This window comes from Alkalihalobacillus bogoriensis ATCC BAA-922, from assembly GCF_000621445.1.
In the GTDB taxonomy this organism is placed as follows: Bacteria; Bacillota; Bacilli; order Bacillales; family Bacillaceae_F; genus Bacillus_AO; species Bacillus_AO bogoriense.
On sequence record NZ_KK211277.1, the window covers coordinates 125,443 to 140,569 of the forward strand.

At 37.4% G+C, this 15,127-nt stretch carries 13 protein-coding genes; all 13 read right to left on the minus strand.

Features of this window, described 5'->3' with window-relative positions; translation table 11 throughout:
- Positions 1-34 precede the first annotated feature (34 nt).
- Positions 35-1,702, minus strand: coding sequence for a ribonuclease J (locus T323_RS0116385; protein WP_026674228.1), 1,668 nt, complete (start codon positions 1,700-1,702; stop codon positions 35-37).
- A gap of 460 nt (positions 1,703-2,162) precedes the next feature.
- Positions 2,163-3,026, minus strand: coding sequence for a 4-hydroxy-tetrahydrodipicolinate synthase (gene dapA, locus T323_RS0116390; protein WP_026674229.1), 864 nt, complete (start codon positions 3,024-3,026; stop codon positions 2,163-2,165).
- Positions 3,027-3,085: 59 nt separating this feature from the next.
- Positions 3,086-4,309 carry an aspartate kinase gene (gene dapG, locus T323_RS0116395; protein WP_026674230.1) on the minus strand — a complete coding sequence of 408 codons (1,224 nt, stop codon included), beginning with the start codon at positions 4,307-4,309 and terminating at the stop codon, positions 3,086-3,088.
- A 7-nt stretch (positions 4,310-4,316) separates the two neighbouring features.
- Positions 4,317-5,366 (minus strand): aspartate-semialdehyde dehydrogenase, encoded by a 1,050-nt coding sequence (gene asd, locus T323_RS0116400; protein WP_026674231.1) that lies wholly within the window; start codon positions 5,364-5,366, stop codon positions 4,317-4,319.
- Positions 5,367-5,529: 163 nt separating this feature from the next.
- Entirely contained in the window at positions 5,530-6,129 is a 600-nt protein-coding gene (locus T323_RS0116405; protein ID WP_035179060.1) for a dipicolinate synthase subunit B, read from the minus strand.
- 22 nt (positions 6,130-6,151) lie between these two features.
- Complete coding sequence (gene dpaA / locus T323_RS0116410; RefSeq protein WP_026674233.1) at positions 6,152-7,027, minus strand: dipicolinic acid synthetase subunit A; 876 nt, start codon at positions 7,025-7,027, stop codon at positions 6,152-6,154.
- A 752-nt stretch (positions 7,028-7,779) separates the two neighbouring features.
- On the minus strand, positions 7,780-8,028 hold the full coding sequence (locus T323_RS0116415) for a YlmC/YmxH family sporulation protein (RefSeq protein WP_026674234.1): 249 nt from the start codon (positions 8,026-8,028) through the stop codon (positions 7,780-7,782).
- 78 nt (positions 8,029-8,106) lie between these two features.
- Positions 8,107-9,336 (minus strand): M16 family metallopeptidase, encoded by a 1,230-nt coding sequence (locus T323_RS0116420; protein ID WP_026674235.1) that lies wholly within the window; start codon positions 9,334-9,336, stop codon positions 8,107-8,109.
- A 16-nt stretch (positions 9,337-9,352) separates the two neighbouring features.
- Complete coding sequence (locus tag T323_RS0116425) at positions 9,353-10,333, minus strand: polysaccharide deacetylase family protein (RefSeq protein WP_026674236.1); 981 nt, start codon at positions 10,331-10,333, stop codon at positions 9,353-9,355.
- Positions 10,334-10,545: 212 nt separating this feature from the next.
- Positions 10,546-12,657 (minus strand): polyribonucleotide nucleotidyltransferase, encoded by a 2,112-nt coding sequence (gene pnp / locus T323_RS0116430; protein ID WP_026674237.1) that lies wholly within the window; start codon positions 12,655-12,657, stop codon positions 10,546-10,548.
- Positions 12,658-12,819: 162 nt separating this feature from the next.
- On the minus strand, positions 12,820-13,089 hold the full coding sequence (gene rpsO / locus T323_RS0116435; protein ID WP_026674238.1) for a 30S ribosomal protein S15: 270 nt from the start codon (positions 13,087-13,089) through the stop codon (positions 12,820-12,822).
- Between the two features lie 148 nt (positions 13,090-13,237).
- Positions 13,238-14,191 carry a bifunctional riboflavin kinase/FAD synthetase gene (ribF, locus tag T323_RS0116440; RefSeq protein WP_026674239.1) on the minus strand — a complete coding sequence of 318 codons (954 nt, stop codon included), beginning with the start codon at positions 14,189-14,191 and terminating at the stop codon, positions 13,238-13,240.
- Between the two features lie 14 nt (positions 14,192-14,205).
- Positions 14,206-15,126 carry a tRNA pseudouridine(55) synthase TruB gene (truB, locus tag T323_RS0116445; RefSeq protein WP_026674240.1) on the minus strand — a complete coding sequence of 307 codons (921 nt, stop codon included), beginning with the start codon at positions 15,124-15,126 and terminating at the stop codon, positions 14,206-14,208.
- Position 15,127: the final 1 nt, after the last annotated feature.

Consider the following 15,127-nt stretch of genomic DNA (forward strand, 5'->3'; position numbering starts at 1 on the left):
AACATCCTTTTTAGTAAAAATCCTCGTTATCAACTTATACTTCCATAATGATAGGCAAAATCATCGGTCGACGCTTTGTTTTCTCAAACAAAAATCGACTAAGCACTTCTCTAACATTACTTTTTAATGATGACCATTCATTCACATTTTCTGTCATGCATTTTTTTAATGTTGTACTCACAAGTTCATTGGCTTCTACTAACAGCTTTTCTGATTCCCTTACATATACAAATCCTCTTGAAATAATATCCGGACCTGATACGATGCTACTACTTTCTTTATTTAACGTGACTACAACGACTAAAATGCCATCCTTTGATAACAAACGTCGGTCACGAAGGACAATATTGCCTACATCTCCAACACCTAATCCATCAATTAATACATTTCCAGATGGAACTTTCCCAGATTGGCGGCCTTGTTCATTTGTAAATTCAACAACTTCTCCCTTATCAACAAGAAATATATTTTCTTCTTGTACACCAACTTCGATAGCAAGACCTTTATGGGCACATTGCATTCGAAATTCACCATGAATCGGGATAAAGTATTTAGGTTTCATTAAATTTAACATCAATTTCAGTTCTTCTGCACTACCATGACCTGAAGCATGTACCTTTGCTTGTCCATAAATAATATCTGCACCAATCCGCGCAAGGAGGTCAATGATTTTCGCAACGGATTTTTCATTACCTGGTATCGGTGACGCTGCTATGATAATCGTATCATCACTTGTTACTTTCATTTGGCGATGAGCACCTTTTGCCATTCTCGCTAGTGCACTCATTGGTTCCCCTTGACTTCCCGTTGTTAAAACCGTAATTTGGTCTGGACGAAAATCAGCAATTTGTTCCATTTCAATAAACAAGTGATCCGGCGCTTTTAAATACCCTAATTCCCTTGCGATCGTAATGACACGATGCATACTTTTTCCTACCACAGCCACTTTTCGGTTCGTTTCAGAAGCAGCATTAATAACTGACTGAATGCGATGAACATTTGAGGCAAATGTCGTAACGATAATTCTTCCCGATGTTTTTTGAAACACCTCTGAAATTCCTTGTCCAATAATGGTTTCCGATAATGTTTGACCAGGTCGCTCCGCATTTGTACTATCAGATAGTAAGCAAAGAACACCAGTCTCACCGACATTTGCCATTTTTCCGATTTCTGCATGTTTCCCGTCAACAGGGGTTTGGTCAAATTTAAAATCCCCCGTATGAACAATGGCACCTTGAGACGTATGAACGATAACTCCTACCGAATCTGGAATACTGTGATTTGTTCGAAAAAACGAAACGTTTGTTTGACCGATAGTAATATTTGAGTTTGAGTCAACTAATCGTAAATCTACTTTTCCATATAGCCCATGTTCTTTCAGCTTTTCACCGATTAATCCTAATGTTAATCTTGTTCCGTAAACTGGAACATCTAACTTTCTTAAAATATACGGTAAGCCTCCTATATGGTCTTCATGTCCATGGGTAATGACAATCGCTTTCACACGGTCACCTTGTTCGACTAAATACGAAACGTCTGGGATGACAATATCAACACCGAGCATGTCGTCATCTGGGAACATTAAACCAGAATCGATAACGATAATATCCTCATCGACTTCTACTACGTACATGTTTTTGCCAATTTCGCCGACTCCCCCGAGTGCAAAAACACGAATTTTCTCTGTAATTAACTTTGACAATGTTAGTTCCTCCTATATTTACTTTTCAAATAGCAACCGAGCTTTATAGAGCTCAAATTCTGCTCTTGACTTATTTGTCCCCGTCGCACTAGAACAAATATGAAGTTTTGGACCAGCCAAGAAAAAAATTCGAACATGTAATATTTATATTCCCGAACAAATCACTTGTTTGTAGTATAACTTATTTTTTTATATGAATACAAGAGAAGAGTGTATCCGTTTTATATAGTCTTTTTATAAAGGCAGTTTTTGTATTGATTATTACTGTAATAAATTGTTTTTTTGCTTATGAAATGAAGTGGTTCCTCAGTGACCTGAGCGCAATAGAACTAACATGGCACAACCGATTAATACATATAGCTAGAAGTAATACAGCCGAATAAAAAGAATGACATGTTCCTGACACTTATCCTTTCCAATTGTATAAAAAAAAAAACAGCCATACATATTAGTATGACTGTTACGTGAATAACTCCATTAGTTGTGTCCGTTCCTTTGCAGATAATGGAATAAGTGGAAGTCGCACCGTCCCAACATCAATCCCTTTTAATTGAAGAGCTGCTTTCACACATGTTGGATTTGGAGCAGTAAACAATCCTTTCATTAAAGGCAGCAATTTACGATGCAAAGCAGCCGATTTTTCAATATTGCCTTTGAGAAAAGCATCAATCATTTGTTGCATTTCAGCTCCTATGACATGAGAAGCGACAGACACAACTCCTGTTGCACCAATCGCAAGAGCAGGTAATGTCATGGAGTCATCTCCACTATACAATGAAAATTGAGAACCAGTATTTTCAATAATCGTTGCCATCTGTTCTAAATCTCCACTTGCTTCTTTCACAGAGACGATGTTGGGAACTTTAGATAGTGTAATAATCGTTTCGGCTGACATATTAACAACCGACCTACCTGGAATATTATAGAGCATGACAGGTAACGTTGATGCGTTGGCAATGGCGGTAAAATGTTCGATCATACCTTGTTGTGATGGTTTATTATAATATGGTGTTACTGCCATAATCCCGTCTACCCCAATATCGCTAGCTTTTTTTGTAAGTTCTACCGAAGCGTACGTATTGTTATTCCCTGTTCCTGCAATCACTGGAACGCGTCCGCTTACTTTATCCACAACAAACTGAAATAACGCTAACTTTTCTTCTGTTGATAATGTTGGGGATTCCCCTGTCGTTCCTGCAATGACAACGCCATCTGAACCATTTGAAAGTAAATACTCAACCAATTTTTCTGTTTTCTTGAAGTCAATGTTTCCTTTGTGGTCAAAAGGAGTGACCATTGCTGTTAGAACCTGACCAAAGTTCACTGTCCTTCAACTCCTTATACTGAGGTTAATCTCAGCTTATTCTGCCTAAAGCAGAAATGTTAATTCAATTGACCATCTTGTTGTAATTGAAAAATGGTATGAAGAGCATTGACGGCTTTCACCATATCTTCACCTTTTACTAATACCCATATCGTTGTATGGGAGTCAGCAGATTGGAGAATCGATATATTTTCTTGAGAAAGAGCCGCGACAATTTTAGCTGTTACCCCAGGAACCCCTGTCATCCCTGCACCAACAGCAGATACTTTTGCACAATGTTTAATAGCTTCTGGTTCATATCCTAATTCTTGGAGAACTTCGATGGCTTTATCTGCCACTTCGTCCATTACAGTGTACACAACACCGAGTGGATTAATATTAATAAAGTCTACACTTATTTTTTCATTCGCCATCGCTTTAAATACTTGTTGCTGTAAATCAAACTGTCCTTCTTTGGCAATGACTTTTATTTGTGTGACGCCAGAAAGATTTGCAATTCCTGTAATTAAACGGTCTTGGACATCTTGGCCTTCCTTATCCGTCATTAAAGAAGTGACTAATGTTCCTTTGGAATCTGAATAAGTTGAACGAATATGCAGTGGGAGCTTGGCTTGCATGGCAATTTCAACCGCTCGAGGATGAATTACCTTTGCTCCTTGGTAGGCCATATTACAAATCTCATTATACGTGACCGACTCTAGTGGTCTTGCATCTTCGACAATCCTGGGATCAGCAGTCATAACCCCTTCGACATCTGTAAAAATGTCAACCCACTCTGCACCAACGGCAGCACCTAACGCTGTTGCGGACGTATCACTTCCACCTCGACCTAATGTCGTAATTTCACCCGTTTTTGTCTGACCTTGAAAACCTGCTACGACAATGACATCAACATCTTTTAATTCATGCCGTAAGTGATCAGACTTCATATCAATAATCTTTGCGTCCGTAAAATCATCTGTTGTTCTAAATCCTGCTTGAGGACCAGTCATCGCTTGTGCTTTTACCCCTTTTTTATTTAAGAGGTTTGTAAAAACAACTGACGATATCACTTCACCACAAGAAATGAGCATATCCTGTTCACGTTTTGCGATGGTCTTTGTATCAACCAAACTAAGTAACGTATCTGTTGCATATGGGTCACCACTCCGTCCCATTGCTGAAACGACTACGATGACCTTAAATCCTTCACGAACTGCTTTTTGGACATGATTCACAGCATGATCACGCGTTTCTTTTGTTTTAACTGATGTACCACCAAACTTTTGAACAATGATTTTCATAGAACACCTACTTCAATAATTGTAATTTCACTAGGCTTTCTGCGATTTGTACTGAATTCCATGCTGCACCTTTCAATAGATTGTCAGACACAACCCATAAGTGGAATCCGTTGTCTCGATCTAAATCTTTACGAATTCGTCCAACAAACACATCATTTTTCCCGACACTTGTTGTTGCCATTGGATATAGTTGATTACTAGGATCATCTTGTAACACAATACCTGGAGCATTGGCTAATAACGATCGAATTTCTTCTACAGAAGCGCCGCCTTTTTCTGTTTCAATATATACAGATTCTGAATGTCCTGTTTCAACTGGTAATCGTACACACGTCGCCGCTACTTCTAACTCGCTCATATGCATAATTTTCTTTGTTTCATTAATCATTTTCATTTCTTCAAATGTATACCCATTTTCCTGGAATAAGTCAATTTGTGGAATCGCGTTAAATGCGATTTGATAATGCTTTTTATCTCCACCAACTGGTAAAATTTCAGGTGTTACATCTTTTCCTTCTAAAATATCTTTTGATTGCTGTTTCATTTCATTAATCGCGTTCAATCCAGCACCTGACACTGCTTGGTATGTTGAAACAACAACTTTCTTCAATCCGTATTGTTGCCTTAACGGCTCAAGAGCAACGACCATTTGAATTGTTGAACAATTCGGGTTAGCAATGATGCCATTATGTTCATGTAAATCCGCTTCATTCACTTCAGGAACAACTAATGGAACTCCTTCTGTCATTCGAAACGCACTTGTATTATCTACACAAATTGCCCCACGTTTTACCGCTTCTGGTGCAAGTTGTTTTGAAACAGAACCACCAGCACTGAAGAGGGCCAACTGAACCCCTTCAAATGCTTCTGGTGTTGCTTCTTGCACAACAACTTCTTCACCTTTAAATAAGACGGTTTTTCCTGCAGAGCGTTTTGATGATAATAAACTTAATTTAGAAATTGGGAAGTTACGTTCCTCTAATGTTTTTAGCATTTGTTGCCCTACTGCACCTGTTGCTCCTACTACTGCTACATGATAACCTGATTGATTTGCCATTGTAATATTGTCTCCCTTCTGTTATAAACAAGCTTAGTTTAATAGATAATATTCATCACTTACTAATTTATTGTCTATTTTACCACAGTGATGTTATAAATACTGACATTCTCCTATTAAACTTTAAGGGATTTTTTATAAAATCGCAACTTCACTATTTTCCTTAATCTTTGTATTTTTCTACTAATACAGGCTGATATTGCTTACCACGTAAAGCAGCCTCAACAGTTTCCGGTAATGCTCCCATTCTCGCTACTAATGAGTTTGGTTTCCCATGTGGATTATCTTGACCAAATGGAATAAAGTAAATGTTTTTTGTCGCCATTAATTTCATGACATTCATCCCATTTAATCCTAACGCATCATTTGTTGAAATTCCTAGAACAACCGGATTTCCGGTACGTAATGTAGCTTTTGCTCCCATTAACACAGGCGAGTCTGTTAAGGCATTTGCTAATTTACTTGTAGAATTTCCTGTTAGCGGAGCTATGACCATACAATCAAGTGGAGTTTTCGGGCCAAAAGGCTCTGCTTTCACAATAGAGTCCACAATGTCCTCATCCGTAATTTCCTTTATTTTTTCAATCCAATCTTCACTTTTCCCAAATTTTGTATCTGTACTAATCACCGTATTACTAACAAACGGTGTAACTTTTGCCCCTAAATCAACTAATTTCTTCATTTGAGGAAGGACTGCCCCATACGTACAATGAGAACCTGTTAACCCAAATCCAATATGCTTTCCTTCAAATGATAAAGCCATTGTATTTCCTCCTTTAATTGAATTAGTCTTGTAATAGTAATTGAGCAAGAACATTTGCAAGAATTTGACCTGCTGTTTTTGGAGCTACAATTCCTGGTAGTCCAGGAGCAAGTAAAGCTTTAATCCCTCGTTTTTCAGCGTAACGAAAATCGGTACCACCTGGCTTTGAAGCTAGGTCAATAATTAAAGCATTTGTTGGCATCGTCGCTAAGACATTTGCCGTTACAATTTTTGCTGGGACTGTATTTATACAAAGATCAACATCCGAAACTTGATGAACTATATCTTTAATGTCAAAAGGAGTAAAACCCATTTCCGTTATTCTAGCAATGTGCTCTGATTCTCTTGCCCCTACTTTCACCTTAGCTCCTAGTGCTGCGAATGTCCGTGCAACAGACATACCGACGCGACCAAATCCTAAAACAGCAACGGTTGAGCCATGGATCGTAATATCTGTATGTTGAATGGCCATCATCACTGTTCCTTCTACTGTTGGAATCGAATTATAAATCGCAATATCATCCCGCTCTAACAACTTTACTAATTTCCGTTTGGAATTCTGAATACACTCATCTAAATACGAGTTGCTAATTCCGGTATATACAACACAGTGAGTCGGTGTCGCTTTTACTTGTTCTTCTGTAATCGTGATTGTTTCATTCGAAAAAACCGTATCCACTTCTCCTTGTTGATTCGTTCCACTTACTGGCAAAATAATGGCATCCACAGTCGAAAAATCAATGTTAGCAATCTGTTCTTTCGTCGCTCCTACAAATCCATCATCCAATTGCTCAAATCCAACCAATGAAAGTTTGGCATCTAAGGTCGATAGCTTGCGAATTATTTCTAATTGGCGTGCATCACCACCAATAATAACGATATGCTTCTCAGTAAGCATGGGTTCATCTCTCCCCTTTCATTTCCTTTAGAAATAACGATTTATTCGTTTCATTAAAAATCTAAAAACTGTAGGGGATACAATTTTTTTCGATTTCACCTTTATCTTATGTAACAAGGGTAAAATAGGTGAATGAGCAAAAAGAATATACAATACCCCTTTTATATCAACAAACTTCAACTCAACTAAACATATATAATGAATAAGCTTTCAAAGCTGCTATAGGAAAATTTTTATTTTTTTGTTCAAACCTTATTTTGTATTAATACAGCAATACTTTCTTTCAAGCGAAGTGTATGATGAACAACCAACACATCCCATGTTTCATTTTCGCGGTCACAGCAGCGGTTATTTGTGAACATGATACGGGTTTCCGTTTTTAAGCGGCCACAGGAGCGCTTATTCACGCAAAAGCAACTCTCTTCCTAGCGATATATTATGATTAACTGCTCCTGTGTCCGCCAACGTTCCAAAACGCTAGTAATGTTCACATATAACGGTTTTCATGGCCGCTTACTTATCCTAAACAATAAGAAAAACGCGGAGCGTCTTTTTTTTCAAGCGAAGTGCGGAGCCCTGCCCGCTTTTGACAGTGAACCACAAGTGCTCTTCCTGGGGTGAAACGCGCAGGTGCGCAGCCTTCGCTCTTCTTGAATAAGCTTTCAAAGCTCCCCTGCTACACCAAAATTTTTATACTCTCTTATATATAAAAAATACCCTAAAAGGTGTACTAGACCTTTTAGGGCTCTTTCTTATCCTTCATTACTGTCTTCCACATCAATAATAATCATGTCTGAACCAATTTTAATAATTTGATTCCAATATACTGTTACTTCTTTTTCTTTTTTTCCTAAACCAAACCATTTCATCGTTGGAATCACAAATGCTTCAATTTGCCCTGTTGACTCATCTATGACGAGATCCGTTTGTCCTAAAATTCCTAAGCGTTGGCCTTTTTGATAGTCAATGATTTCTTTTCCACTTATTTCACTTAATCTCATCGAATCCCCCCTCTATTGTTTTTATGAAAAGAAGAATAAAAAAATACCACAGACTTAAAAAGTCATGTGGCATTTTTGTTAATGTGGTAACTCTCCTGTTGGACTAATTAATGATAGAGCAGGTTCTTTTGAAAATAAGGAACGGGCTAACTCATTGACCTCTTCCATAGTCACTTCATTAATTTGGTCAATAATCTCATCTAAAGTTCGATGTTTTCCTAACAACAATTCATTTTTCCCGTTGCGGCTCATTCTACTGTTTGTACTTTCTAAACTTAACATTAAACTACCTTTTAATTGTTCTTTCCCATTTTTTAACTCTTTTTCTGTCATCCCATTTTGTGCTAGTGTTTCAACCGTTTGCTGTATGGATTGGTATAAACTATCTAATTGTTGTGGTGCTGTACCTGCATAAATTGTTAGTAAGCCATCATCACGGAAGGAAGAATGATAAGAAAACACAGAGTATGCTAATCCACGCTTTTCTCTAATTTCTTGGAATAACCGGCTACTCATACTTCCACCTAGTACATTATTTAAAAGGACGAGTGGATACATTTTTTTATTGCCAATTTCCAACCCTTGGTATCCTAAGCATAAATGAGCTTGTTCTGTTTCCTTTTTACGTCCTACCCGATTGGAAGCAAACGTTGGTGTAATAATTGGCTCTTCTTGTTTTCGTTTCGGAACAGCCGCAAAAATCGTTTTAATTTGGTCAATTAATGTTGGCGTAATGTTCCCTGCAATCGATACAACGACGTTATCTGCCGTATAATAACGGCTCATATAATCTTGTAATGACTCTTTTGTAAATGTGTTTAGTGTATCAACCGTTCCAAGAATCGGTAACCCTAATGCATGATCACCAAAACTTGCTTTTGACAACATATCATGAATAATGTCATCTGGAGTATCATCCACCATTTTTATTTCTTCAAACACAACATTCTTTTCTTTTGATAGCTCATCTTCTGCAAAAGTAGAATTAAAAAACATGTCTGCTAGTATATCAACAGCAATACCACCGTGTTCATCTAATACTTTTGCATAATAGCATGTGTATTCTTTTGATGTAAATGCATTTACTTGACCACCGATCGAATCAAATGCTTCCGCTATCTCAGACGCACTTCTCGTGTTGGTACCTTTAAAAAACATATGTTCTAGAAAATGCGAAATTCCATTTTCCTCGGTTCTTTCAAAACGTGAACCTGTCCCTATCCATATTCCAATCGAAATCGATCGTACTGTTGGGATTTCTTCTACTAATACTCGTAATCCGTTTGATAAATCAAGTTTTTGAATCAAAATTGTTCCCCCTATCTTAGTCGTCTAGGGCTACACCAAAACTTAAGCGTGATTCATCCATCAAATGAGACACCGTTCCAATTTGATACCCTTTCGCTTTTAACCCAATAATAAGCTGTTCCAACCCACCCGCAGTTGAGGATGTTGGATGCATTAAAATCATTGCACCTGGATGTACTTTGCTAAGGACATTATCAACCATCGTTTGAGGATCTGGCTTACGCCAATCAATTGTATCGACACTCCACATAATAGTATGCATATTCATACTATCTGCTATTTCTACAACTTCTTGCCGGAAACTCCCACTTGGTGGAGCGAACCATTTTGGTGTAACTTCCAATGTCGCATGAATAACATCATTTGTTTTTTGTAATTCTTCTTGGATTCGTGCTGACGATAATTGCTTCATGTCTGGATGAGAATAAGCATGATTTCCAATTTCATGCCCTTCTTCTTTAATCATTTTAGCCAACTTCGGGTTATCTTTTACCCAAGACCCGTCAAGAAAAAAAGTACTTTTAACATCTTGCTCATTCATTATTTTTAATACCGTTGGCAAATGCTCGTTCCCCCATGCAACATTAACTAATAATGTTACCATCGGTTTTTCTGGATTACCTTTATAAATGGGAGCAGGTGGCAAGTCTTCTAAATGAACTTTCGGTTCCACTTCTTTAAACACGAGCTTTTGTTGTTCATAATAGCCTTGTTCCTTCATTTTTTGATAAGAAGCATCAACATCGACTTGAATCCCATTATAACCGGGTATCGCTTTCCAAACTTTATCGACAACCGCATCAATCGGTTTTTCTTCATATTTTTTTTGAGCAGCTACAATCTCATCATATAACGGATCACTCATTTTTGAAGCAGTTACCGCTTCTTGTTTTAAGTTATCTATGTAATTTGATGAAAAAGGATTTTGAACTGTTCCAAATGATAATACCACAATCAAACAAAAAACAATAATTTGGATACCTGCGAACTTCTTCATAAATTTATACCCCCTTGTACTAATAAGAAATGTATGCATGTACAAAGGGTCATATGACTAGATTCATCAGGACAATCCACAAGGAGTTGACTGACTGTCTGCTTTGAAAAACCAGCTATGAGTCCATCTCATAACTGGCTTTTTAACCAATGTTTATACTCATTCTTGCAATTTCAAGAAAAACTTGGCAAATGCCAAGTTATCCTACACGTTTATTTTTCTTGCTTTTGTTCTTTTAAAAGGGCTTTTCTTGACAAGTTTACACGACCTTGTGAATCAATCTCAGTAACTTTAACAAGAATTTCATCGTCAATTTTCACAACGTCTTCTACTTTATTTACACGTTCTTCTGCTAGTTGTGAAATATGAACAAGACCGTCTTTACCTTTAAATAATTCGACAAATGCTCCAAATTTCTCAATTCGTTTTACTTTCCCTAAATATGTTTGTCCAACTTCAACTTCTCGAACAATATCTTCGATGGTGTCTTTTGCTTTTATATTCATTTGCTGATCAACAGATGAAATATAAATCGTTCCATCTTGCTCAATATCAATTTTAACACCAGTTTCTTCAATGATTTTATTAATGATTTTCCCACTTGGTCCAATGACATCACGGATTTTATCTGGGTTAATTTTCATTGTTAAGATTTTTGGCGCGTACTCGCTTAACTCTGTTCGAGACTCAGCAATAGCAGAGAGCATATTATCTAAAATAACCATTCTACCGTTTTTCGCTTGTTCAAGCGCTCGAACTAAAATATCACGGTCAATCCCTTTAATTTTGATATCCATTTGAATAGCCGTTACTCCCGTTTTCGTTCCGGCCACTTTAAAGTCCATATCCCCTAAAGCATCTTCCATGCCTTGAATATCAGTTAATACCGTTACATCTTCACCACTTTTGACAAGACCCATAGCAATCCCAGCTACCGGTGACTTAATAGGAACACCTGCATCCATCATCGCTAACGTACTTGCACAAATACTCGCCTGTGACGTTGACCCATTGGATTCTAACACTTCAGAGACAAGTCTAATTGTATATGGAAAATCTTTTTCACTTGGAATAACAGGCTCTAATGCACGTTCACCAAGGGCACCATGTCCTATTTCTCGGCGACCTGGTCCACGAATTGGTCCTGTTTCACCAACACTAAACTGTGGGAAATTATAGTGGTGCATAAAGCGTTTTGATTCCTCAATGCCTAATCCATCTAGAATTTGAACGTCTCCAAGGGCACCTAACGTACAAATGCTAAGAGCTTGAGTTTGTCCTCGTGTAAACAAACCTGAGCCATGTGTTCTTGGTAACAATCGAACTTGTGATGCCAATGGACGAATTTCCTCTGGGGCTCTGCCATCTGGACGAACCTTTTCTTTTGTAATAAGACGACGAACTTCTTCCTTCACAATTTTATGTAATGTTTCTTTGACATCACTTATATTTACATCTTCGTTTTCTTCAGGAGCATTTTCAAACTGTGCTACTGTTTCATTCATCACGACATCGATTGCTTCTTGTCGAGCATGCTTTTCCGGAACTTGAACAGCCTTTTTCAATTGCTCTTCAGCTAGGGAACGAACTTTTTGTTCTAATACTTCATCCACTTGTTTCAATTTAATCTCTGCTTTTTCTTTCCCAACAGCAGCAACGATTTCTTCTTGAAAAGCGATGAGACGTTTAATTTCTTCGTGTCCAAACATAATCGCTTCTAAAATCACATCTTCTGGTACTTCTTGTGCATTCGCTTCCACCATATTAATAGCGTCTTTTGTACCTGCAACGACTAAATCTAAATCACTTTGTTCTAATTGTTCCGTTGTTGGATTAATAATAAATGAACCGTCAATTCGTCCAATTGTTACACCTGCAATTGGGCCATCAAATGGAATATCAGAAACCGATAAGGCTAAGCTTGAACCGACCATTGCTGCCATTTCAGATGAACAATTTTGGTCAACACTCATCACTATGCTTATAACTTGAACTTCATTTCGGAATCCATCTGGGAATAATGGACGGATCGGTCTGTCGATTAAACGACTTGTTAAAATCGCTGTTTCACTTGGACGACCTTCACGTTTAATAAAGCCTCCAGGAATTTTCCCTACCGCATACAATCTTTCTTCATAATTCACAGTTAAAGGAAAAAAAGGTAAATCTTTTGGTTCTTTTGACGCAGTTGCTGTTGAAAGAACTGCTGTATCACCATAGCGAACTAAAACTGCTCCATTGGCTTGTTTCGCCAACTGACCTGTTTCCACAGTTAAAGGTCGCCCAGCCCAGTCAATTGAAAAAACTTTATTTTGTTGCTCCATGCTGGTGAGCTCCTCTCGTACTAAAAATTTATACTTATCATTTATTATTGCCTATTTATACTAAAAATAAAAGATAAAAGCAAATCCGCTTATTTTTTGAGAAAATATTCCAATAATTTTAACCTAAGAAAAAAGCGGGACTGCTCCCGCTTTCACCTCATGTTATCGACGTAAACCAAGCTTATCAACTAGATTACGGTAACGTGTAATGTCTTTGTTACGTAAATACGTTAAAAGGTTACGACGTTGTCCAACCATTTTCAAAAGGCCACGACGTGAGTGATGGTCCTTTTTGTGTTCACGTAAATGATCGTTTAACGTGTTAATTTGCTCAGTAAGGATAGCGACTTGTACCTCTGGAGAACCAGTATCACTTTCATGAGTTCTATACTCATTAATGATTTCATTTTTACGTTCTTGTGTTAATGCCATCCTATCCACCTCCTTTATTAGAATCCCCAATTACCAAGCAACCGTCGGTGAATCGAATTGCCAAGCAATGGATTAGAGTACTGTTGTTACAGTACAAACATTAGCATACCGTTTTTTTGCATAGATTGCAAGTTTTCGTTTGTAAATTTCATAAAACTGAAAAATGATCCGAAAAAAAGGCAATGGCTTGTTTTTTATCTTTTTCAATTTGTTCAATCAATTCCGTTACCCCAGCAAACTTCTTCTCATCTCTTATAAAGTCACAAAACGTAACTTGGACATTCTTTCCATATAAATCGCCTTCAAAGTTAAAAATATGAACTTCTAATGAAGGAGCTTGAACATTTGTTATAAAAGTAGGTTTTACTCCTAAATTACATACCCCTTGGTAGTTCATTTGTCCAACTGTAAATAAAACGGCGTACACACCCGTTTTTGGGATAATAAATGGTTCGTTGATTTCAATATTTGCCGTTGGAAAGCCTATTGTTCTTCCACGTTTATCTCCATGAACAACCGTCCCTTCAACTTCAAAGAACCTGCCTAGATAGTGTGGGAGTTGATTAACTTTTCCTGTTTTAAGGAATTGGCGAATTAGTGTCGAGCTAATTTTCTCTTCTTCCTGGGTCATTTTTTTTACAACTGTTTGAGTAAATTGACCTCTTGCATGGAAAGGCAATGTTTCCATCGTACCTTTTCCTAAATGCCCGTACGTATAATCAAAACCAGCAACAACATGGACAACGTGTAAATTCAGCAAAAATTCATCGACAAACTGCTGTGGGGTTAATTTAGAAAAAGGCAAATCAAATCGAACGATATATAATTTTTCTACACCTAATTGTTTAATATATTCTGCCTTTTGTTTAATTGGCGTAATATATTTCATTGGCTCTTTAGAGCGTGACAGCACTTCTTTAGGGTGTGGGGTAAAAGTCATTACAGCACTTTGTACATTTCTTTGCTTAGCTAGCTCCACTGCTGTCTGAATGACTTTTTGATGCCCAAGATGTACACCATCAAAATACCCTAACGCTAATACCGTAGGCGAATGCTGATTTCTTTTTAATTCATGAGGATAAGATAAATAAATGATTTCCATTCGCTTTCACCTTCTTAGTTATCAGACTGAATCACCAACATTTTTTCTGGTTTCATAAGTCCTGGCTTTGTTGGGTGTTTAGTGTATATAGCTAAACAATCTCCTTCTTTATTATATACAGTAAAACGGTCTGCAGCTATTTCTTTGCTCAATGGCAACACGGCTCCATTTTTTATTTTTGAAATAAGCTCATCGGAAACTTGAATCGAAGGAAAATGAGCGATTGCTTTTTCTAACGGAAAGACGATTTCTGATAAGTCATTCTCTTGTAGTTTTTGCTCAATTTCTTCAAAAGTCACACAACTTTCTATTGTAAACGGTCCTGATGCGACCCTTTGTAATTTTGACATATGAGCTGGATACCCTAATTGTTTCCCGATATCGACAGCTAATGTTCTCACATACGTTCCTTTACTACAATGGACGTGAAATCGAAATGCCAATTGTTTACCATCATAGTGAACATCATCTTCGACATGTAAATCATAAATTGTCACTTCTCGTTTTGGACGCTCAACTTCTTTATTGGCTCTTGCATATTCATATAATTTTTTTCCATTTACTTTTACTGCTGAATACATAGGTGGTACTTGAATAATTGTTCCTAGAAATTGACGACAAACGTCTTCAATTTGATCTTTTGTTATCGGTGTTGTGACTTCACGTTGTTCAACAAGCTCACCATACGCATCTTCTGTTGTTGTTGATGTCCCTATCGTCACTTCACCTATGTATGTTTTCGGATAATCACTCATATATTCGGCAACTTTTGTTGCTCTGCCGACACAAATCGGTAAAACACCTGTCACTTGTGGGTCAAGTGTTCCTGTATGACCCACTTTTTTCGTTCGAAGGATTTTTCTCATTTTCATGACACAATCATGAGACGTGAATCCTGCTGGCTTCAACAATGGGATGATTCCTGTTACTGACACT